Source organism: Hydrogenophaga luteola, from assembly GCF_042648585.1.
Lineage (GTDB): Bacteria > Pseudomonadota > Gammaproteobacteria > Burkholderiales > Burkholderiaceae_C > Hydrogenophaga > Hydrogenophaga luteola.
The window spans coordinates 348,147-365,352 of sequence record NZ_JBHRXX010000010.1 but is presented as its reverse complement, the minus strand read 5'-3'; the positions used below and the strand labels follow the sequence as shown (position 1 = coordinate 365,352).

General features: G+C 64.2%; 24 protein-coding genes. 2 read left to right on the top strand and 22 right to left on the bottom strand.

Going from position 1 to position 17,206, the window contains the following annotated elements:
• Nucleotides 1-11: 11 nt before the first annotated feature.
• Entirely contained in the window at nt 12-620 is a 609-nt protein-coding gene (gene petA, locus ACFOPI_RS23635) for a ubiquinol-cytochrome c reductase iron-sulfur subunit (RefSeq protein WP_382179689.1), read from the bottom strand.
• Between the two features lie 236 nt (nt 621-856).
• On the opposite strand from petA, the gene mscL reads away from it, so the two are divergent.
• Nucleotides 857-1,270: a large conductance mechanosensitive channel protein MscL gene (mscL, locus tag ACFOPI_RS23630; protein WP_066257821.1), complete on the top strand. Its 414-nt coding sequence runs from the start codon at nt 857-859 to the stop codon at nt 1,268-1,270.
• Between the two features lie 52 nt (nt 1,271-1,322).
• Here the strand turns inward: mscL and pdxA are convergent, their stop codons facing one another.
• The 3 genes from pdxA to ACFOPI_RS23615 form a co-directional block, all read right to left on the bottom strand.
• Nucleotides 1,323-2,330 carry a 4-hydroxythreonine-4-phosphate dehydrogenase PdxA gene (pdxA, locus tag ACFOPI_RS23625; RefSeq protein WP_382179685.1) on the bottom strand — a complete coding sequence of 336 codons (1,008 nt, stop codon included), beginning with the start codon at nt 2,328-2,330 and terminating at the stop codon, nt 1,323-1,325.
• Between the two features lie 58 nt (nt 2,331-2,388).
• Nucleotides 2,389-3,174, bottom strand: coding sequence for a Nif3-like dinuclear metal center hexameric protein (locus ACFOPI_RS23620; protein ID WP_382179683.1), 786 nt, complete (start codon nt 3,172-3,174; stop codon nt 2,389-2,391).
• 97 nt (nt 3,175-3,271) lie between these two features.
• Nucleotides 3,272-3,421 carry a DUF3149 domain-containing protein gene (locus ACFOPI_RS23615; RefSeq protein ID WP_382179680.1) on the bottom strand — a complete coding sequence of 50 codons (150 nt, stop codon included), beginning with the start codon at nt 3,419-3,421 and terminating at the stop codon, nt 3,272-3,274.
• 176 nt (nt 3,422-3,597) lie between these two features.
• Between ACFOPI_RS23615 and ACFOPI_RS23610 the strand changes: the two genes are divergently transcribed.
• Nucleotides 3,598-4,743, top strand: coding sequence for a trypsin-like peptidase domain-containing protein (locus tag ACFOPI_RS23610; RefSeq protein WP_382179831.1), 1,146 nt, complete (start codon nt 3,598-3,600; stop codon nt 4,741-4,743).
• On the opposite strand, the gene tatC is transcribed toward ACFOPI_RS23610, so the two are convergent.
• From tatC to ACFOPI_RS23520, 18 genes are all read right to left on the bottom strand, one after another.
• On the bottom strand, nt 4,744-5,538 hold the full coding sequence (gene tatC, locus ACFOPI_RS23605) for a twin-arginine translocase subunit TatC (RefSeq protein WP_382179677.1): 795 nt from the start codon (nt 5,536-5,538) through the stop codon (nt 4,744-4,746).
• Nucleotides 5,538-6,038, bottom strand: a complete 501-nt coding sequence (gene tatB, locus ACFOPI_RS23600) for a Sec-independent protein translocase protein TatB (RefSeq protein WP_382179674.1) — start codon at nt 6,036-6,038, stop codon at nt 5,538-5,540. Before tatB ends, tatC begins: the two co-directional genes overlap by 1 nt.
• A gap of 59 nt (nt 6,039-6,097) precedes the next feature.
• Nucleotides 6,098-6,331 carry a Sec-independent protein translocase subunit TatA gene (gene tatA / locus ACFOPI_RS23595; RefSeq protein WP_382179671.1) on the bottom strand — a complete coding sequence of 78 codons (234 nt, stop codon included), beginning with the start codon at nt 6,329-6,331 and terminating at the stop codon, nt 6,098-6,100.
• A gap of 72 nt (nt 6,332-6,403) precedes the next feature.
• Nucleotides 6,404-6,766, bottom strand: a complete 363-nt coding sequence (locus ACFOPI_RS23590; protein ID WP_382179668.1) for a histidine triad nucleotide-binding protein — start codon at nt 6,764-6,766, stop codon at nt 6,404-6,406.
• 16 nt (nt 6,767-6,782) lie between these two features.
• On the bottom strand, nt 6,783-7,172 hold the full coding sequence (locus tag ACFOPI_RS23585; protein WP_382179665.1) for a DUF4870 family protein: 390 nt from the start codon (nt 7,170-7,172) through the stop codon (nt 6,783-6,785).
• Nucleotides 7,173-7,183: 11 nt separating this feature from the next.
• Entirely contained in the window at nt 7,184-7,555 is a 372-nt protein-coding gene (locus ACFOPI_RS23580; protein WP_382179662.1) for a phosphoribosyl-ATP diphosphatase, read from the bottom strand.
• A gap of 5 nt (nt 7,556-7,560) precedes the next feature.
• Nucleotides 7,561-7,950 carry a phosphoribosyl-AMP cyclohydrolase gene (hisI, locus tag ACFOPI_RS23575; protein WP_382179659.1) on the bottom strand — a complete coding sequence of 130 codons (390 nt, stop codon included), beginning with the start codon at nt 7,948-7,950 and terminating at the stop codon, nt 7,561-7,563.
• A complete protein-coding gene (gene hisF, locus ACFOPI_RS23570) occupies nt 7,950-8,729 on the bottom strand; it encodes an imidazole glycerol phosphate synthase subunit HisF (protein WP_382179657.1) in 780 nt (259 codons plus the stop codon). Before hisF ends, hisI begins: the two co-directional genes overlap by 1 nt.
• 7 nt (nt 8,730-8,736) lie before the next feature.
• On the bottom strand, nt 8,737-9,477 hold the full coding sequence (hisA, locus tag ACFOPI_RS23565; RefSeq protein WP_127804438.1) for a 1-(5-phosphoribosyl)-5-[(5-phosphoribosylamino)methylideneamino]imidazole-4-carboxamide isomerase: 741 nt from the start codon (nt 9,475-9,477) through the stop codon (nt 8,737-8,739).
• A gap of 23 nt (nt 9,478-9,500) precedes the next feature.
• Complete coding sequence (gene hisH / locus ACFOPI_RS23560) at nt 9,501-10,163, bottom strand: imidazole glycerol phosphate synthase subunit HisH (RefSeq protein WP_382179652.1); 663 nt, start codon at nt 10,161-10,163, stop codon at nt 9,501-9,503.
• Nucleotides 10,164-10,185: 22 nt separating this feature from the next.
• Complete coding sequence (gene hisB, locus ACFOPI_RS23555) at nt 10,186-10,797, bottom strand: imidazoleglycerol-phosphate dehydratase HisB (RefSeq protein ID WP_382179649.1); 612 nt, start codon at nt 10,795-10,797, stop codon at nt 10,186-10,188.
• Nucleotides 10,794-11,885 carry a histidinol-phosphate transaminase gene (gene hisC / locus ACFOPI_RS23550; RefSeq protein WP_382179646.1) on the bottom strand — a complete coding sequence of 364 codons (1,092 nt, stop codon included), beginning with the start codon at nt 11,883-11,885 and terminating at the stop codon, nt 10,794-10,796. Before hisC ends, hisB begins: the two co-directional genes overlap by 4 nt.
• 5 nt (nt 11,886-11,890) lie before the next feature.
• Complete coding sequence (gene hisD / locus ACFOPI_RS23545; RefSeq protein WP_382179643.1) at nt 11,891-13,282, bottom strand: histidinol dehydrogenase; 1,392 nt, start codon at nt 13,280-13,282, stop codon at nt 11,891-11,893.
• Complete coding sequence (gene hisG, locus ACFOPI_RS23540) at nt 13,279-13,932, bottom strand: ATP phosphoribosyltransferase (RefSeq protein WP_382179640.1); 654 nt, start codon at nt 13,930-13,932, stop codon at nt 13,279-13,281. The genes hisD and hisG overlap by 4 nt, the downstream gene beginning before the upstream one ends.
• Nucleotides 13,929-15,197, bottom strand: a complete 1,269-nt coding sequence (gene murA / locus ACFOPI_RS23535) for a UDP-N-acetylglucosamine 1-carboxyvinyltransferase (protein ID WP_382179637.1) — start codon at nt 15,195-15,197, stop codon at nt 13,929-13,931. Before murA ends, hisG begins: the two co-directional genes overlap by 4 nt.
• Before the next feature lie 13 nt (nt 15,198-15,210).
• A complete protein-coding gene (locus tag ACFOPI_RS23530) occupies nt 15,211-15,450 on the bottom strand; it encodes a BolA family protein (protein ID WP_066257854.1) in 240 nt (79 codons plus the stop codon).
• A gap of 12 nt (nt 15,451-15,462) precedes the next feature.
• Nucleotides 15,463-16,218 (bottom strand): ABC transporter permease, encoded by a 756-nt coding sequence (locus ACFOPI_RS23525; protein ID WP_079366769.1) that lies wholly within the window; start codon nt 16,216-16,218, stop codon nt 15,463-15,465.
• Nucleotides 16,215-17,144, bottom strand: a complete 930-nt coding sequence (locus tag ACFOPI_RS23520; RefSeq protein ID WP_382179634.1) for an ABC transporter ATP-binding protein — start codon at nt 17,142-17,144, stop codon at nt 16,215-16,217. The genes ACFOPI_RS23525 and ACFOPI_RS23520 overlap by 4 nt, the downstream gene beginning before the upstream one ends.
• Nucleotides 17,145-17,206: the final 62 nt, after the last annotated feature.

Here is a 17,206-nt window from a genome sequence, read left to right as displayed (position 1 = left end):
CTGAAAGCAGGTCAGGCCTTTTTCTCTTCGCCGATCAACAGCGTGGTGTCGGACGTGTAGTAGTGCGGAGGCACTTCCAGGTTGTCTGGCGCAGGCTTGTTCTTGAACACACGACCAGCAAGGTCGAACGTCGAGCCGTGGCAGGCACAGAGAAACCCCCCCACCCAGTCATCGGGCAGCGAGGGCTGAGGGCCTGGCGTGAACTTGTCGCCAGGCGAACACCCCAGGTGCGTACATATACCCACACCGACGAAAACTTCCGGCTTGATCGAACGATGGCGGTTCTTGGCGTATTCGGGAGTCGGGTAGGCCTTGCGCTCAGAGGTCGGGTCGGCCAGCTGAGGCTCGATCTTCTCGAGAGCCGCCAGTTGCTCGGAACTGCGACGCATGATCCACACAGGCTTGCCGCGCCACTCCACCACGCGCTTCTCACCGGGCTGCAGGGTAGAAATGTCCACTTCGACTGCGGCACCCGCAGCCTTTGCCCGCTCGGACGGCTGGAAACTGCTGACAAAGGGGACGGCGACGGCGGCTGCTCCCACGCCACCCATGGCGGCGGAGGTGATCAGCCAGGTACGGCGGCTGTTGTCCACAGACGCAGCGACGGTTGCTTCACTCATGGGGATCTTTCAAGGAAGTTCAAGACGTGGCCCACTAGGGTCAACCCTGCATTGTACCGGAGCGTTACAAGCCGACTTTTCACCGATCCAGACAAGACAAACCCACCACTTTGTGGGCGTTGAGCCTCGTTGCCAGCGTCAGGAACGGGTAATACAAATGTGTTCTGTGCGAGAATGAATTTTCCTGGTCCAAAGGGCCATTGTTTTGTAGAACGTCCATTGAAGGAGCCCATCGAATGGCCATGTTGCAAGAGTTCAAAGAATTCGCCGTCAAAGGCAACGTCATGGATCTGGCTGTGGGCGTGATCATTGGCGGCGCCTTCGGAAAGATCGTGGACTCGATCGTGGGCGACCTGATCATGCCCGTCATCAGCAAGGTATTCGGAGGCCTCGACTTCTCCAACTACTACATCGCCCTCGCGGGCCAGGCCGCAGGCCTTCCACTGGCAGAGGCAAAAAAGGCTGGGGCGGTACTGGCCTATGGCAACTTCATCACCATCGCGCTGAACTTTGTGATCCTGGCGTTCATCATTTTCATGATGGTCAAGCAGATGAACCGCCTGCGCAAAGAGGCACCTCCAGCGCCACCGGCGCCGACACCGGAGGAAGTGGTTCTGCTGAGGGAAATCAGGGACAGCCTGCGCAAGTGAGCCATCCACCGCAGGGTCGGCCGACAGCCCCAACCCAAGGCATCCACAGCCGCTAAGACTGGCTCAAGCGGCTCATCCAGATAGCAGCATCCACCGCCGCCAGCAGGCTTGTGGCACTCGCCCTTCCGGTACCAGCCAGATCGAAGGCGGTGCCATGGTCTGGGCTGGTGCGAACCATGGGCAAACCCAGCGTGGTGTTGACACCATGCTCCAGGCCGAGCAGCTTGACCGGAATCAGCCCCTGGTCGTGGTACATCGCCACCACCACATCGAACTCCCCCTGGCGAGCCCGCATGAACACGGTGTCCGGTGCATGTGGGCCGCTGACGTGCAACCCATCGGCACGTGAACGATCCACTGCCGGCTGCAGGATCTCGATTTCCTCACGGCCAAACAGCCCCCCCTCGCCCGCATGGGGATTCAGTCCTGCGACGGCGATGCGAACTTCAGGCATGCCGCAGCGACGGTAGTGCGCCGCGGTGATGCGAATGGTGTCCATCACGCGTTGGGTGGTGACGGCCTCAAGCGCCTGCCGCAACGACACGTGGATGCTCACCAGCACGGTGGCCAGCCCAGGCGCACTGAGCATCATGCGCACCGGCATCTCACTCACAGGCACACCCGCATGCTCAGCGGCCAAGGATTGCAGGAACTCGGTGTGCCCCGGGTGCGGCAGCCCAGCAGCGGCCAGAGCCTCTTTGTGCACAGGTGCGGTGACCAATGCCCTCGCCTGGCCCGCCAGCACCCACCGTGCAGCGGCAGCGATGCTGTCAGCGGCGGCTCGGCCGGCTTCGGCGCTGATTCGACCCCAAGGCGCCAAGGAGCCCGGCACACATGCCTGAATCAAAGCAAGCCCAGGGCGAGAAGCATGAGCCCACTCCCTCAGCCCCCCGAGCACCATCACATCCAACCGCGCACCCCCACACTGCAGCCGGACGACATCCGCTGCGCGCCGCAGCGTGGCCGCATCACCGGCCACCACCACCTGTCCCTGAAGATCGGGGCGTTCCAGCAGGGCACGGACCACGATTTCGGGCCCTATCCCGGCGGGGTCTCCCATGGTGACCACAAGCGGGCGGTGACGCCCGGGACTCTCGAAAACAGGAGTGGTCACAGTGTCACGCCGGGTTGGGAATGTCGATGAACTGATGCTCAATGCCGAGCAGCTCCGCCACGTGACCAGCCACCGCTGGCGCGCCGTAGCGCTCCGACGCGTGGTGACCACAGGCGATATAGGCCACACCGGCCTCCCGCGCATAGTGCGTCTGGGGCTCCGATATCTCACCCGTGATGAACACGTCGGCGCCGGCGGCGATGGCCGCCTCGAAATAGCCTTGGGCACCACCCGTGCAGATCGCCACGCGCTCCACACGGCGCCCCGGATCTCCGACCAGCAGCGCGGCTCGCCCCAAGGAACTCTCGATATCCTTGAGCAGTTCGGCCGCCGGCGCAGGCGGGCGCACCCCCAGGAAGCCCAGCGACTGGTCGCCAAAACGGCCGTCCCCTACATCCAGCACACGGACACCGATGCGGCGCGCCAGCTGCGCGTTGTTGCCCAGCTCGGCGTGTGCATCCAGCGGCAGGTGATATGCCAGCAAATTGATGTCGTGCGTCAGCAGGCGCGCCAGACGCTGTTTCATCCAACCCGTCACCCGTCCGTCCTGACCGCGCCAGAACAGTCCGTGGTGCACGAACAGCGCGTCTGCTCCGGCGTCGATGGCCGCATCAATGAACGCCAGGCTGGCAGTCACCCCGCTGACCAGCTTGCGCACCCGCATACGACCCTCGACCTGCAGACCGTTGGGTCCGTAGTCCTTGAAAAGCGCAGGCTGCAGAATGCGGTCGCAGGCTGCGAGCAGATCGTCGCGCAGGACGCCTTGAACAGAAGGTGTGTCGGATGGCATGCAGACGGTGAATCAGAACAGGTCACCAGGGACATCCTGGCGCCAGCGTTCTATTCTGTCACCGCCCACCTTGGAACGCTGCCTTGACTGGCGCTGCTCAGCCGCGTTTGCGTTCGGCCCGCTCGGACTCCAGCATCTTGCGGTTGAAAAACCGGTAGAACCAGATTGCCATGCCGATCATGAAAGCAATGCCTGCGATGCTGAAAAGCCCGTAGTCGGTGGAAAAAAGATCTGCAATGGCTTTCATCGTGTGCTCCAGTCCTCTGTGACAACAGGCAGCCATTGCATCTCCAAGCCACGCTGTTCGCATTGACCTGCATCAATCGGCTTGAACCAGCTAGCCGCGTGGTCATATACGTGACAATCTCAACAGGGATGCAGCGAAATGCTCCAAAGCTCCCGTTCCTTTTGCACCCTTCCAACATGAAACGCATCTGGCTACTTTTCGCCCAAACCGTCACCGTTGCGGTGGCCGTCCTTTTTGTCGTGGGCACGCTCAAGCCCCACTGGCTGGACCGCCGCAATGTGCTGCCAACGGTGGTGCCGGTGGTTGAGTCTCCCGGACCCATCTCCGAGGAAGCATCGGCCACCAGCTTCAGAGAGGCGGCCAAGCGGGCATCCCCCGCGGTCGTGAGCATCAACACCAGCAAAGCACCTGATCAGACCCAGATGGCCGACCCCTGGTTCCGGTTCTTTTTCGGCGAGCAGGGGCAGGGACAACCTCAGGCCGGCCTGGGTTCAGGCGTGATCGTGAGCGAAGCAGGCTACATCCTGACCAACAACCACGTGATTGAAGAAGCGGACCAGATCGAGGTGGTGCTCAACGATGGCCGTCGAAGCACTGCCCAGGTCATTGGCACCGATCCGGAAACCGATCTGGCCATCTTGAAGATCAGTCTGGGCAATCTGCCGGTGATCACCTTGGGCAACTCGGAAGCGCTGTTCATCGGCGACCAGGTGCTGGCGATTGGCAACCCCTTCGGGGTCGGTCAAACCGTGACGAGCGGCATCGTCAGCGCCCTGGGGCGTACCCAGCTGGGCATCAACACCTTCGAGAACTTCATACAGACCGATGCGGCCATCAACCCGGGCAATTCGGGCGGTGCGCTGGTGGACATCCACGGACACCTGATGGGCATCAATACCGCGATCTATTCCCGTTCGGGCGGCTCCATGGGCATTGGATTTGCCATCCCGACCTCTACCGCGCGCAGCGTGATGGATGCCATCGTGCGAGATGGCAAGGTCACTCGGGGCTGGATTGGCGTGGAACCGCAAGACCTGACCCCGGAGCTGGCCGAGAGTTTTTCGATCCCCTCGGGCACGGGCGTCATCATCACCGGTGTGCTACAGAACGGGCCGGCCGCCCAGGCCGGTATCCGCCCCGGCGACGTGGTGACCCAGGTGGGCGACAAACCGGTCAGCAACGTATCCCAGTTGCTGTCTGCCGTGGCGGCTCTCGCGCCGGGCGTGCCCTCCAGTTTGGAGATCGTCAGGAAGGACGGAAAACAGCGCATCCAGATCACGCCGGGCAAGCGCAACCTGCCCAGGCCCCAGCCCAACCGCTGATCAGGACGCCGCGCCGTCTTTCACAGATTCGTCGGGGGCCCTGGTATTGCGCACAAACCACTGCGAGCCCCAGATGCCCAGCTCGTACAGCAGGCACATGGGCACCGCCAGCGCGAGCTGTGAAATCACGTCCGGCGGGGTCACGACGGCGGCGATCACGAACGCCACGACGATGAAGTAACCCCGGAACTCCTTCAGCTGCTTGACGCTGACCATGTTCATTTTCACCAGCAGCACCACCACGATCGGCACCTGGAACGCCAGGCCAAAGGCGAGATAGAGCGACAGGATCGCCTCCACATACGAGGCAATGTCAGGGGTCGCTGCCACGCTCTGGGGAGTGAACTGCTGGATGAAGCCGAACATCTTGTCCAGCACGAAGAACTGGACGAAGGCAATGCCCACGTAAGCCAGCAGGCTGCCCAGGATGATCAGCGGAACCGCAAATCGCTTTTCATGGCTGTACAGCCCCGGCGCCACAAACGCCCAGATCTGGTACATCCACCAGGGCAGCGAGAGCAGCAACGCTCCCATGGCCAGCACCTTGAGCGGCACAAAGAATGGCGAAAACACCCCCACAGCGATCAGCTTGGCATCGGGCGGCATGTGCGCCCGGATGGGTACCGCAATGAGATCAATCAGTCCGCTGGGGCCTGGCCAGATGGCCAGCAAAGCCATGCAGACCCCGAGGCCGGCAATGCCATACAGCAACCGGTCGCGCAGCTCCATGAGATGCTGGACAAATGGCTGCTCTGAACCGGCGAGCTCGTCGGTGGATTTGTCAGGATCGGACATCAGCGGGAGGCGGAAGAGGGGCGTGGGCGGAATCGGGCCACGCGGGCCGCACCGGATTGGGCACGCGTGCGCACGCCCGTGCGGGCCTTGTACCACTGAGGCATCGCTTTCTGCTTGATGCGCCAGTTCTTCCGGGGGTGCTTGTAGGAAGGAACGCTTTCGGTGCCGAGCTGGGAGAGTGCGTCCGCGGTATCCGAGGAAAACGCCGATCCATCCAGACCGGACGTGGCTTCGGACCAGGATTTTTCGAAATCGCTGGCACCGGATGCAACCGACGACTCTACGTCGCGCGCCGCCGTCTCCACCGACTCTTTCATTTTCTTGAGCTCTTCGAGCTCCATGGACCGGCTGACTTCCGCCTTCACGTCGGCCACGTAGCGCTGAGCCTTGCCCAGCAAGGTCCCGACTGTACGAGCCACACGAGGGAGCTTCTCAGGGCCAATGACGATGAGCGCCACCGCTCCGATCAGCGCTAGCTTGGAGATACCGAGATCAATCATGGACCGGTGTGCGGCAAGACATCAAATACGGCACACCAATGGTCGTGCGCCGCGGTGACTCAGCTCTTTTGCTTGGCTTCGACGTCAATGGTGGTCTTTTCGCTGCGGCTGTCTTGACCCACCTGAGCAGCTTGCGCTGCATCTGCGGACTGCCCACCGTCTTTCATACCGTCCTTGAAGCCTTTGACGGCGCCGCCGAGGTCGGAGCCGATGTTCTTCAGCTTTTTGGTGCCAAACACCATGACCACGATCAGCAGCACGATTAGCCAATGCCAAATCGAGAATGAGCCCATGAGTATCTCCAGAAACGTTGTGTGAAAGCGCGGTGGGCGCCAATGCTGGGATTCTACGACCCCGGGTTTGGTTCAGCCGCGCGCCCAGGGACGAGGACCGCCCATCACATGCCAGTGCAGGTGCTGAACCTCCTGACCGCCTTCAACACCGGTGTTGCACACCATGCGAAAGCCACCTTCAGGATACGGATTGCAACCCTGCTCCAGTGCCAGCTTGGGCGCCAGCACCATCAGACGCCCCATCCAGCCCTCGTCAGCGGGTGTCAGCTGCGCCATGGAGGCCAGATGCCGCTTGGGTATCAGCAGGAAATGCACCGGCGCCCAGGGATGGATGTCGTGAAACGCATACAACTCCTCGTCCTCGTACACCTTTCGGGACGGGATCTGGCCAGCAACGATCTTGCAAAAGATGCAGTTGGGGTCTTGATGACTCATGGGGTTTTGGGCGACTTCAGGAAGGCATGGCCTGGCTGGCATTCATGCGCACCATGCCCCGCACAATGCGGTAGAGGAACCAGATGGAGACGATGGCCCAAGCGATCATGCCAGGTAGCAGCAACAGCAGCCACAGCGGCCAGGTGAGGACGTACAGAATGCCGGCCCAGATCACGCTGCGGATGCGCCAAGAGAAATGGCTGGCCTGCCAGGTGCCTTCGGCATCGCCCTTCTTCACCAGGTCGATGATCAGCGCCACCAGCAGGATGCCAACGCCCCCCTGCGCACCCGGTAGAACCGCCGCCACCGCAACGATCAGGTGCAGCAGGTAGCTGATCCAGCCGACCGTCTTGAGGGATTCGGCTTTTTCGCTGTCCACTGCCTTGACGTCGATGATGTCACTCATGTCGGCTCCTTTCAGGATTTGGGTTCCGCCTCGCGCGCCACCGCCTTGCGCAGGGCTTTTTCTTCCAGACCACTCAGCCCTTCACGGCGCGCCAGTTCGGCCACCACGTCAGCCGGCGCCCGGCCATAGTGGGCGAGCGCGATCATGCTGTGAAACCACAGATCGGCCACCTCGTTCACAAGCTTCTGCACGTCGCCACCATGGTCACAGTCCTTGGCGGCCATCACCGCCTCGGTGGCTTCCTCACCGATCTTCTTGAGGAAAGCGTCCGGACCCTTGTGCAGCAGCCGAGCAACGTAACTCTTCTCGGGATCGCCGCCATTGGCTGGCTTGCGGCTTTCGATGACAGCGGCCAGACGGGCCAAAGAATCTGTGTCGGACATAGTGCTCACTTGTAGATCGATTCGGGGTCTTTGAGGACAGGATCGACCGACACCCATTGCCCATTCTGATGGCTCTGGAAGAAGCAGCTGTGACGCCCGGTGTGGCAGGCGATGCCGGGCTCATGCCCGAGTTGCGTCACCTTGAGCAGCACCACGTCGTTGTCGCAGTCCAGGCGAATGTCGTGCACCGTCTGCACATGACCCGACTCCTCGCCCTTGAACCAGAGCTTGTTGCGCGAACGGCTGAAATAAACCGCCCGGCCCAGTTCGGCCGTTTTCTGCAGCGCTTCCCGGTTCATCCAGGCGAACATCAGCACGTCGCCTGTGGCCGCCTCCTGCGCAATCACGGGCACCAGGCCCTGCGCGTCCCACTTGATGGCGTCGAGCCAGTCCATCACAACCTCACCGGAATGCCGCGCTCAGCCATGCGCTGCTTGGCCTGGGCCACGGTGTACTCGCCGTAGTGGAAGATGCTGGCGGCCAGCACCGCGTCCGCCCCCCCCTGCTGAACACCGTCGGCCAAGTGATCGAGGTTGCCCACGCCGCCGGACGCGATGACAGGTACGCTGACCGCGTCGGCAACGGCGCGCGTGAGCTCCAGGTCGAAGCCGCTCTTGGTGCCGTCGCGGTCCATGCTGGTCAGCAGGATTTCGCCAGCGCCGTAGTCGGCCATCTGGCGCGCCCAGGTCACGGCGTCCAGACCGGTGTTCTTGCGGCCGCCGTGGCTGTAGACGTCCCAGCCGGCACCCCGCGCGGCCAGGTCGTCGCTGTGGCGACGCTTGGCGTCGATCGCGACCACGATGCACTGGGCGCCGTACTTGTCGGACGCGTCGCGGATCACCTGGGGGTTGGCGATGGCCGCCGAATTGAAGCTGGTCTTGTCGGCGCCGGCGTTGAGCAGGCGACGCACGTCCTCAACCGTGCGCACGCCACCACCGACCGTGAGCGGGATGAACACCTGCGAAGCCACCGCCTCGATGATGTGCAGGATCAGGTCGCGACCGTCGCTGGTGGCGGTGATGTCGAGGAAGGTCAGCTCGTCGGCGCCCTGCTCGTTGTAACGCGCTGCGATCTCCACCGGGTCACCGGCGTCGCGCAGTTCCACGAAGTTGACGCCCTTGACCACACGGCCACCGGTCACGTCCAAGCAGGGGATGATGCGTTTGGCGAGCATCTCGGCCTTATCCGTTCAACTCGTCGGCCAGCGCCTGCGCCGCCTCGAAGTCCAGATCACCGCTGTAGATCGAACGACCGCAGATCACGCCTTCGACGCCCTCGTCTTCCACCGCACACAGCTTGCGGATGTCTTCCAGGTTGGACAGGCCGCCCGAGGCGATGACAGGGATCGACAAGGACTGCGCCAGCTTGACGGTGGCCTCGATGTTGATGCCGCTGAGCATGCCGTCGCGGCCGATGTCGGTGTAGATGATGGATTCGACGCCGTAGTCCTCGAACTTTTTGCCCAGGTCCACCACCTCATGGCCGGTGAGCTTGCTCCAGCCGTCGGTGGCCACCTTGCCGTCCTTGGCGTCGAGGCCGACGATGATGTGGCCGCCGAAGGCGGTGCAGGCGTCTTGCAGGAAGCCGGGGTTCTTGACCGCCGCGGTGCCGATGATCACGTAGCGCAGACCGGCGTCCAGATAGCGCTCGATGGTGTCCAGGTCGCGGATGCCACCACCGAGCTGCACATCGACTTCAGAGCCGACCTCCTTGAGCACGGCGCGGATGGCCTGTTCGTTCTTGGGCTTGCCCGCAAAGGCACCGTTGAGATCGACCAGGTGGATGCGCCGCGCACCCTTGTCGACCCAGCTGCGGGCCATGGCCGCCGGGTCTTCGCCGAACACCGTGGTCTGGTCCATGTCCCCCTGCTTGAGGCGAACGCACTGGCCGTCTTTCATGTCAATGGCGGGAATCAGCAGCATGATGGTTGAAGAGGTGAGGGCACTCAGGGTTTCCAGGACAGGAAGTTCCGGTACAGCGCCAGGCCCTGGTCGGCGCTTTTTTCCGGGTGAAACTGGGTCGCAAAAATGTTATCGCGCGCGATCGCCGACGCAAAGCGGCCGCCAAAGTCGGTCTCGCCCACCACATGGGCCGGATCGGCAGGACGTGTGTAGTAGCTGTGCACGAAGTAGAAATAAGCGCCATCGGCGATGCCGGACCACATCGGGTGTTCGGCACGGCCGTCCAGGCGGTGGAACACCTGGTTCCAGCCCATCTGGGGCACCTTGAAACGGCTGCCGTCCTCTTGCAGACGGTCGCCAAGGCGGAACCGCACTACCTCGCCCGGCATCAGACCCAGTCCGTCGGTCGGACCCTCCTCACTGCGTTCCAGCAGCATCTGCATGCCGACGCAGACCCCGAACAGGGGTTTGTGGGCGGCCGCATGCAAGACGGCGTCCTTCAGGCCTGAGGAGGCGAGCTCATTCATGCAGTCCGCCATGTGGCCCTGCCCGGGCAGAACCACACGTTCGGCGTCGAACACGGCCTGCGCATCGGAGGTGACGACCACGTCGACCCCGGAACCGATGGCGGCATGCATCACCGCCTGCGAAACGGAGCGCAGGTTGCCGCTGCCGTAGTCCACCACGGCGACTGTCTTGGATTTCATCAGGACCCTGAAGAGGAAAGACTCAGAGCGAACCTTTGGTCGAGGGAATCACGTCACCCAGGCGTTCGTCGCGCTCCAGCGCCATGCGCAGCGCGCGGGCAAAGGCCTTGAACACGGTTTCGGCCTGGTGATGGGCATTCTCGCCGTGCAGGTTGTCGATGTGCAGCGTCACACCCGCATGGTTGACAAAGCCCTGGAAGAACTCAAAGGCCAGCTGCGTATCGAAGGCCCCGACCATGCCGGCCTTGAAAGGCACACGCATGTGCAGGCCCGGGCGGCCGGAGAAGTCGATCACCACGCGCGAGAGCGCTTCGTCCAGCGGCACATAGGCGTGACCGTAGCGGCGGATGCCCTTCTTGTCGCCCACCGCCTTGGCAAAGGCCTGACCCAGGGTGATGCCCACGTCTTCCACCGTGTGGTGACCATCGATGTGCAGGTCGCCTTTGGCGTCAATCTCTAGGTCGATCAGCCCGTGACGGGCAATCTGGTCGAGCATGTGGTCGAAGAAGCCGATGCCGGTAGAGAGCTGCGCCTTGCCCGAGCCGTCAAGGTTGACGTGCACGCGGATCTGCGTCTCGGAAGTGTTGCGCTGGACGTCGGCCACGCGGGCCGGGGCGGAAGAAGGGGTGGTCATAGACTGGATTGCAGGGCGGCGATCAGCTGCGTGTTCTCGTCGGGGGTGCCGACCGTGAGGCGCAGGCAGTGGCCCAGCAGTGGGTGCATTTTAGAAACATTCTTGACCAGCACGCCGCGCGCCTTCAGGCCGTCAAAGGCTTTCTGCGCATCGGGCACCCGCACCAGCACCATATTGGCCTGGCTGGGAAAGGGCTGGACGCCCGGCATGGCCGCCAGGGCGGCGACCAGGCGCTCGCGCTCGGCGCGGATGGTGGCCGCCTGCCGGGCGAACACGTCGGCGTGCTCCAGCGCGAACAACGCGCACTCGGCGTTGAGCACGCTCACGTTGTAGGGCGGGCGCAGCTTGTCAATCTCGTGCACCAGCGCCTGCGGGCCGAGCATGTAGCCCAGACGCACGCCGGCCAGACCGAACTTGGACAGGGTGCGCATGAGCAGCACGTTGGCATTCGCCGCCGGGTTCGCGCGGATCTCGTCCAGCCAGCTGCGGCTGGAGAACGGCTGGTAGGCCTCGTCCATCACCACCAGGCCACCGAAGGCGGCCGCCTCGGCGATCAGGCTGCGGATCACCGCGGCATCCCACAGGTTGGCGGTGGGGTTGTTCGGGTAGGCGAGGTAGGTGATGGTGGGCTTGTGCTCGCGCAGCGCGGCCAGCATGGCGGCTTCATCGAGCTCAAAATCGGCCGTGAGATCCACGCTGTGGAAGGCCAGGCCCTGCAACTGGGCGCTCATGGCGTACATCACAAAGCCAGGCAGGGGCGCGAGGATACTGGAACCGGGCACGTCGCAGCCCATCGCCAGCAGCGAGATCAGCTCGTCCGAGCCATTGCCCAGCATGAGGGCACAGCCATCGGGCAGATCGACGTAGCGCGCCAGCGACTGCTTCAGGTCCTCGATGCGCGCGCCGGGGTAGCGGTTGACGGCCACCGCGCCCAGGCGCTCGCCCAGGGCCGCCTGCAGCTCGGGCGACAGCCCAAACGGGTTTTCCATCGCATCCAGCTTGACCATGCCGGTCGAGTCCTGGATGGCATAGGCGTGCATGGACTGGATGTCCTGCCGGATGTTCCGCAGCGGGTTCGGGGTGCTCATTGCGTTCACTTCGCGCCCCGCATCGGCGGCACGGTGGACAGGCGCAGCTCGGCAGCACGGGCATGGGCCTGCAGGCCCTCGCCATAGGCGAGCTCGGCGGCGATGGCGCCTAGCGGTTGTGCTCCGGCCTGGCTGACCTCGATCAGGCTGCTGCGCTTCTGGAAGTCGTACACACCCAGCGGGGACGAGAAGCGGGCCGTGCCGCTGGTGGGCAGCACGTGGTTGGGGCCGGCGCAGTAGTCGCCCAGGCTCTCGCTGGTGTAGGCGCCCAGGAAGATGGCGCCGGCGTGTTTCAGCAGCGGCTCCCAGCGGTGCGGATCGCTGCTCGAGACCTCCAGGTGCTCAGGGGCAATGCGGTTGCTGATGGCGCAGGCTTCTTCCATGTCGCGCGTGAGGATCAACGCACCACGGTCGTTCAGGCTCTTGGCGATGATGGCCGCGCGCGGCATGGTGGGCAGCAGGCGATCGACCTCGCGCTGCACCGCGTCTAGGTAGGCGGCATCGGGGCATAGCAGGATGCTCTGCGCCAGCTCGTCGTGTTCGGCCTGGCTGAACAGGTCCATCGCCACCCACTCGGCCGGCGTGCTGCCGTCGGCCAGCACCAGGATTTCGCTCGGGCCAGCGATCATGTCGATGCCCACGGTGCCGAACACGCGGCGTTTGGCACTGGCCACGTAGGCGTTGCCGGGGCCTGTGATCTTGTCCACCTTGGGCACGGTCGCGGTGCCGTAGGCCAGAGCAGCCACCGCCTGGGCGCCGCCGATGGTGAAGGCGCGCGTGACGCCGGCCACATAGGCGGCGGCCAGCACCAGTTCGTTGCGCTCGCCGCGGGCGGCAGTGGTCACGCCCGTGCCGCCGGTGGCGACACTGCCGCGCACCGGCGTCGGCACCACCATGATGATTTCACCCACACCGGCCACGTGCGCAGGCACCGCGTTCATGATCAGGCTCGACGGGTAGGCCGCCTTGCCGCCGGGCACGTAGATACCCACGCGGTCCAGCGGCGTGACCTTCTGACCCAGCAGCGTGCCATCCTCGTCGCGGTAGGTCCAGCTCTCGCCGGAGGCTTTTTTCTGCGCCTCGTGGTAGCCGCGCACGCGGCGCGCCGCATTCTGTAGCGCCTCGCGCTGGGCGGCGGGCAAGTCGTCGAAGGCGGCCTTGAAGTCGGCCTGCGTCAGCTCCAGCTCGGCCATCGAGGCGGCCTGCAGGCCGTCGAAGCGCGCCGTGTACTCCAGCACTGCGGCATCACCGCGCCGCTTCACGTCGTCCAGTATGTCCGCCACCCGCTGCTCGATTGCATGGTCCGTGTCCGCCGACCAGTGCAGCCGGGCTGCAAACTGCGCCTCGAAGTCGGGCGCGGAGGTGTTCAGTCGGGCGGGCTGGGCGGACAGGCTCATGATGGAACGGACTGTTTGGAAATGGCTTGTGAGAAGGCGTCAAGGATGGGGCGGATGCGGGCCTGCTTGAGCTTGAGCGCTGCCTGGCTGACCACGAGGCGCGAGCTGATGTCCATGATCTGCTCCACCTCGACTAGGTTATTGGCCTCGAGCGTCTTGCCAGTGGACACCAGGTCGACGATGGCGTCGGCCAGGCCGGTCAACGGCGCCAGCTCCATGCTGCCGTAGAGCTTGATCAGGTCCACGTGCACGCCCTTGCTGGCGAAGAACTCGCGCGCGATGGCCGTGTACTTGGTGGCGACTTTCAGGCGCGAGCCCTGGCGCACCGCCGAGGCATAGTCAAAGTCGGACCGCACCGCCACGCTCACGCGGCACTTGGCGATCTGCAGGTCCAGCGGCTGGTACAGGCCCTGGCCGCCGTGCTCGATCAGGGTGTCCTTGCCCGTCACGCCGAGGTCGGCGCCACCGTATTCCACGTAGGTCGGCACGTCGGTTGCGCGCACCAGCACCACCCTCACGTCCGGCTGGTTCGTCGGCAGGATCAGCTTGCGGGAGGTTTCCGGGTCTTCCAGCACCTGGATGCCCGCGGCCGCGAGCAGCGGCAGGGTTTCGTCGAAGATGCGACCTTTGGACAACGCCAGGGTGATCATTTGATTCTTTCGATGTCGGCACCGATGCCACGCAGCTTGGCTTCCATCTGGTCGTAGCCCCGGTCCAGGTGGTAGATGCGGTCGACGATGGTTTCGCCCTCGGCCACCAAGCCGGCGATCACCAGACTGGCCGAGGCGCGCAGATCGGTGGCCATCACGGTGGCACCCTGCAGGCGGTCGATGCCCTCGATCACGGCCACCTTGCCGTCGGTCTGGATCTTGGCGCCCAAACGCACCAGTTCGTTGACGTGCATGAACCGGTTTTCAAAGATCGTCTCGGTGACCTTGCTGGTGCCGGTCGCGATGCAGTTGAGCGCCATGAACTGCGCCTGCATGTCGGTCGGAAAGCCCGGGTACTCCGTGGTGCGAAAGCTCTGCGCCTTCAGGCGGCCCGAGGCACGCACACGGATAAAGCCATCGCCAGCCTCGATTTGTGCCCCAGCGTCGCGCAGCTTGTCGATCACGGCGTCCAGATGATCAGCGCGGCCGTGGCGCAGCACCACATCGCCCCCAGTGGCGGCCACTGCGCACAGGAAGGTCCCCGCCTCGATGCGGTCGGCCACCACCTGGTGGGTGCAGCCATGCAATCGGTCCACGCCCTGGATGTGGATGCGGCTGGTGCCATGGCCTTCGATCTTCGCGCCCATGGCGATCAGCATCTCGGCCAGATCGGGAATCTCAGGCTCCTGCGCCGCATTCTCCAGCACCGTCTCGCCCTCGGCCAGTGAGGCGGCCATCAGGAAGTTCTCGGTGCCGGTCACTGTCACCATGTCGGTGGCGATGCGTGCACCCTTGAGGCGGCTGCGACCCTGCGGCAGCTGGGCCACCATGTAGCCGTGTTCGACCACGATCTCGGCACCCATGGCCTGCAGGCCCTTGATGTGCTGGTCCACCGGGCGCGAGCCGATGGCGCAGCCGCCCGGCAGCGACACCTTGGCGCGACCGAACCGCGCCAGCAGCGGGCCCAGCACCAGCACCGAGGCGCGCATGGTTTTGACCAGCTCGTAAGGGGCTTCGGGGTTGAGGCTGTCGGGCGCCACGAAACTCATACCGCCGCGCTCACCATGCGTTTCGGTCTGCACGCCCATGTTGTCGAGCAGCAGGCGCATGGTGGCCACGTCGCGCAGACGTGGCACGTTGTTCAGGTGCACCGGATCAGCAGTGAGCAGGGCCGCACAGATTTCGGGCAGCGCCGCGTTCTTGGCACCCGAAATGGTGACCTCGCCGTTGAGGGGGCGGCCACCGGTGATTCGCAGTTTGTCCATGGTGTCGGGTCGCTCAGTTCTGGGCCGCCCATTCGGCGGGGGTGAAGGTCTTCATGGACAGGGCGTGCACCTCGTCCGTCTTGATGCGTTCGCCCAAGGTGGCATAGACGCGCTGGTGGCGAGCGATCGGCCGCTTGCCCTCGAATTCGGGCGAGACGATCACCGCCGCCCAGTGGCGACCATCACCGGTGACTTCGATGTGCTCGCAGGACAGGCCGGCGGCGATGAGTTGTTGCAGCTGTTCAGCAGTCATGGAAGTAATCGCTCAGTGGCGGATTTTGTAGCCGGTGCGCAGCAGGTGCAGGGCCAGGGCACTGACGGCCACCAGCGCGCCTCCCACCAGCCCCAGACTCATCCAGGGCGACACATCGCTCACCCCGAAGAAGCCGTAGCGAAAGCCGTCGATCATGTAGAAGAACGGATTGAGATGGCTCACCGTCTGCCAGAAGTCGGGCAGGGAGTGGATGGAATAGAACACGCCCGAGAGAAAGGTCATGGGCATGATGATGAAGTTCTGGAACGCCGCCATCTGGTCGAACTTCTCGGCCCAGAGCCCCGCGATCAGGCCCAGGGCCCCCAGCAGGGCTGCGCCCATGAACCCGAACACCAGAATCCACAGCGGCGCCACCAGACTGGGCTGGGCATACCACCAAGTCACGGCCATCACACCCGCGCCCACCGCGAGGCCGCGAACCACCGAGGAGCCGACGTAGGCGAAGAACCAGGCGCGGTGGGACAACGGCGTGAGCAGCAGGAACACCAGGTTGCCCATGATCTTGCTCTGGATCAGCGACGAGCTGCTGTTCGCAAACGCGTTCTGCAGCACGCTCATCATCACCAGGCCGGGCAGCAGGAAGGCGGTGTAGTTCACCTGGCCGTAGACCTTGGCGCTGCCTTCAAGCACGTGCCCGAAGATCATCATGTACAGGATGGCCGTGATGACCGGCGCCGCCACCGTCTGGAAGCCGACCTTCCAGAAGCGCAGCACCTCCTTGTAGAACAGGGTCTGCCAGCCGTTCATGGAGTGACCTTCTGTGCCTGACCGGAAGCCCGCTCCATCACCTCGATGAACACATCCTCCAGGTCAGCCTTGCGGATTTCCACATCCTCCGCCACCACGCCGGCCTCCCGGGCCCGTGCCAGCCACTGCTCGACCTCGATAGCGTTGTGCGCCGGCAGCTGCACCACCCGCCCCGTGACGCGCGCCTGGGCCGCCAGCCCGGGCGGCAGCGCCTGGTCGGTCTTGAATCGCAGCACGTTGGACGAGGCCTGGCGCAGCAGGTCGGATGTTGTCTCCAGCGCCACCACCCTGCCCTGCTGGAGCATGGCGATGCGGCCACACAAAGCCTCGGCCTCTTCCAGATAGTGGGTCGTCAGCAGCACCGTGCTGCCACGCTTGTTGAGCTGGCTGATGAATTGCCAGAGGGTCTGCCGCAACTCCACATCCACGCCCGCTGTGGGCTCGTCGAGCACGATCACCGGCGGCTTGTGCACCAGGGCCTGTGCCACCAGCACACGGCGCTTCATGCCCCCCGATAGCTGGCGCATGTTGGCGCCCGCCTTGTCGGCCAGTCCCAGCCCCTGCAGCAGCTCGTCGATCCAGTCGTCGTTGTGGTGGATGCCGAAATAGCCCGACTGGAAGCGGAGTGCCTCTCGGACGTTGAAGAACGGATCGAACACCAGCTCCTGGGGCACCACACCAAGCGCCCGCCGCGCCGCCGCGTAATCGGACTGGACATCGTGCCCCTGCACCAGCACGCGCCCCCCACTGGCCCGCACCAGACCGGCCAGCACGCTGATCAGGGTGGTCTTGCCGGCGCCATTTGGGCCGAGCAGTCCAAAAAACTCCCCGGGCTGGATGTCAAAGGACACGCCCTTGAGCGCCTGCAGTTCGCCGCGGGCCGAGGCGTAGGTCTTGGAAACGTTCTGGAAGGAAACTGCGGGCATTGCGGAGGCGGGCCAGGTCACCGGACGCTGGCAGGACATCTGCTGACCGCGGGTGAGCCGTC

Excerpts from the sequence above, each read along its gene's own strand:
- petA (WP_382179689.1), bottom strand. The coding sequence starts at position 620 with ATGAGTGAAGCAACCGTCGCTGCGTCTGTGGACAACAGCCGCCGTACC.
- mscL (WP_066257821.1), top strand. The coding sequence starts at position 857 with ATGGCCATGTTGCAAGAGTTCAAAGAATTCGCCGTCAAAGGCAACGTC.
- pdxA (WP_382179685.1), bottom strand. The coding sequence starts at position 2,330 with ATGGGAGACCCCGCCGGGATAGGGCCCGAAATCGTGGTCCGTGCCCTG.
- ACFOPI_RS23620 (WP_382179683.1), bottom strand. The coding sequence starts at position 3,174 with ATGCCATCCGACACACCTTCTGTTCAAGGCGTCCTGCGCGACGATCTG.
- ACFOPI_RS23615 (WP_382179680.1), bottom strand. The coding sequence starts at position 3,421 with ATGAAAGCCATTGCAGATCTTTTTTCCACCGACTACGGGCTTTTCAGC.
- ACFOPI_RS23610 (WP_382179831.1), top strand. The coding sequence starts at position 3,598 with ATGAAACGCATCTGGCTACTTTTCGCCCAAACCGTCACCGTTGCGGTG.
- tatC (WP_382179677.1), bottom strand. The coding sequence starts at position 5,538 with ATGTCCGATCCTGACAAATCCACCGACGAGCTCGCCGGTTCAGAGCAG.
- tatB (WP_382179674.1), bottom strand. The coding sequence starts at position 6,038 with ATGATTGATCTCGGTATCTCCAAGCTAGCGCTGATCGGAGCGGTGGCG.
- tatA (WP_382179671.1), bottom strand. The coding sequence starts at position 6,331 with ATGGGCTCATTCTCGATTTGGCATTGGCTAATCGTGCTGCTGATCGTG.
- ACFOPI_RS23590 (WP_382179668.1), bottom strand. The coding sequence starts at position 6,766 with ATGAGTCATCAAGACCCCAACTGCATCTTTTGCAAGATCGTTGCTGGC.
- ACFOPI_RS23585 (WP_382179665.1), bottom strand. The coding sequence starts at position 7,172 with ATGAGTGACATCATCGACGTCAAGGCAGTGGACAGCGAAAAAGCCGAA.
- ACFOPI_RS23580 (WP_382179662.1), bottom strand. The coding sequence starts at position 7,555 with ATGTCCGACACAGATTCTTTGGCCCGTCTGGCCGCTGTCATCGAAAGC.
- hisI (WP_382179659.1), bottom strand. The coding sequence starts at position 7,950 with ATGGACTGGCTCGACGCCATCAAGTGGGACGCGCAGGGCCTGGTGCCC.
- hisF (WP_382179657.1), bottom strand. The coding sequence starts at position 8,729 with ATGCTCGCCAAACGCATCATCCCCTGCTTGGACGTGACCGGTGGCCGT.
- hisA (WP_127804438.1), bottom strand. The coding sequence starts at position 9,477 with ATGCTGCTGATTCCCGCCATTGACATGAAAGACGGCCAGTGCGTTCGC.
- hisH (WP_382179652.1), bottom strand. The coding sequence starts at position 10,163 with ATGAAATCCAAGACAGTCGCCGTGGTGGACTACGGCAGCGGCAACCTG.
- hisB (WP_382179649.1), bottom strand. The coding sequence starts at position 10,797 with ATGACCACCCCTTCTTCCGCCCCGGCCCGCGTGGCCGACGTCCAGCGC.
- hisC (WP_382179646.1), bottom strand. The coding sequence starts at position 11,885 with ATGAGCACCCCGAACCCGCTGCGGAACATCCGGCAGGACATCCAGTCC.
- hisD (WP_382179643.1), bottom strand. The coding sequence starts at position 13,282 with ATGAGCCTGTCCGCCCAGCCCGCCCGACTGAACACCTCCGCGCCCGAC.
- hisG (WP_382179640.1), bottom strand. The coding sequence starts at position 13,932 with ATGATCACCCTGGCGTTGTCCAAAGGTCGCATCTTCGACGAAACCCTG.
- murA (WP_382179637.1), bottom strand. The coding sequence starts at position 15,197 with ATGGACAAACTGCGAATCACCGGTGGCCGCCCCCTCAACGGCGAGGTC.
- ACFOPI_RS23530 (WP_066257854.1), bottom strand. The coding sequence starts at position 15,450 with ATGACTGCTGAACAGCTGCAACAACTCATCGCCGCCGGCCTGTCCTGC.
- ACFOPI_RS23525 (WP_079366769.1), bottom strand. The coding sequence starts at position 16,218 with ATGAACGGCTGGCAGACCCTGTTCTACAAGGAGGTGCTGCGCTTCTGG.
- ACFOPI_RS23520 (WP_382179634.1), bottom strand. The coding sequence starts at position 17,144 with ATGCCCGCAGTTTCCTTCCAGAACGTTTCCAAGACCTACGCCTCGGCC.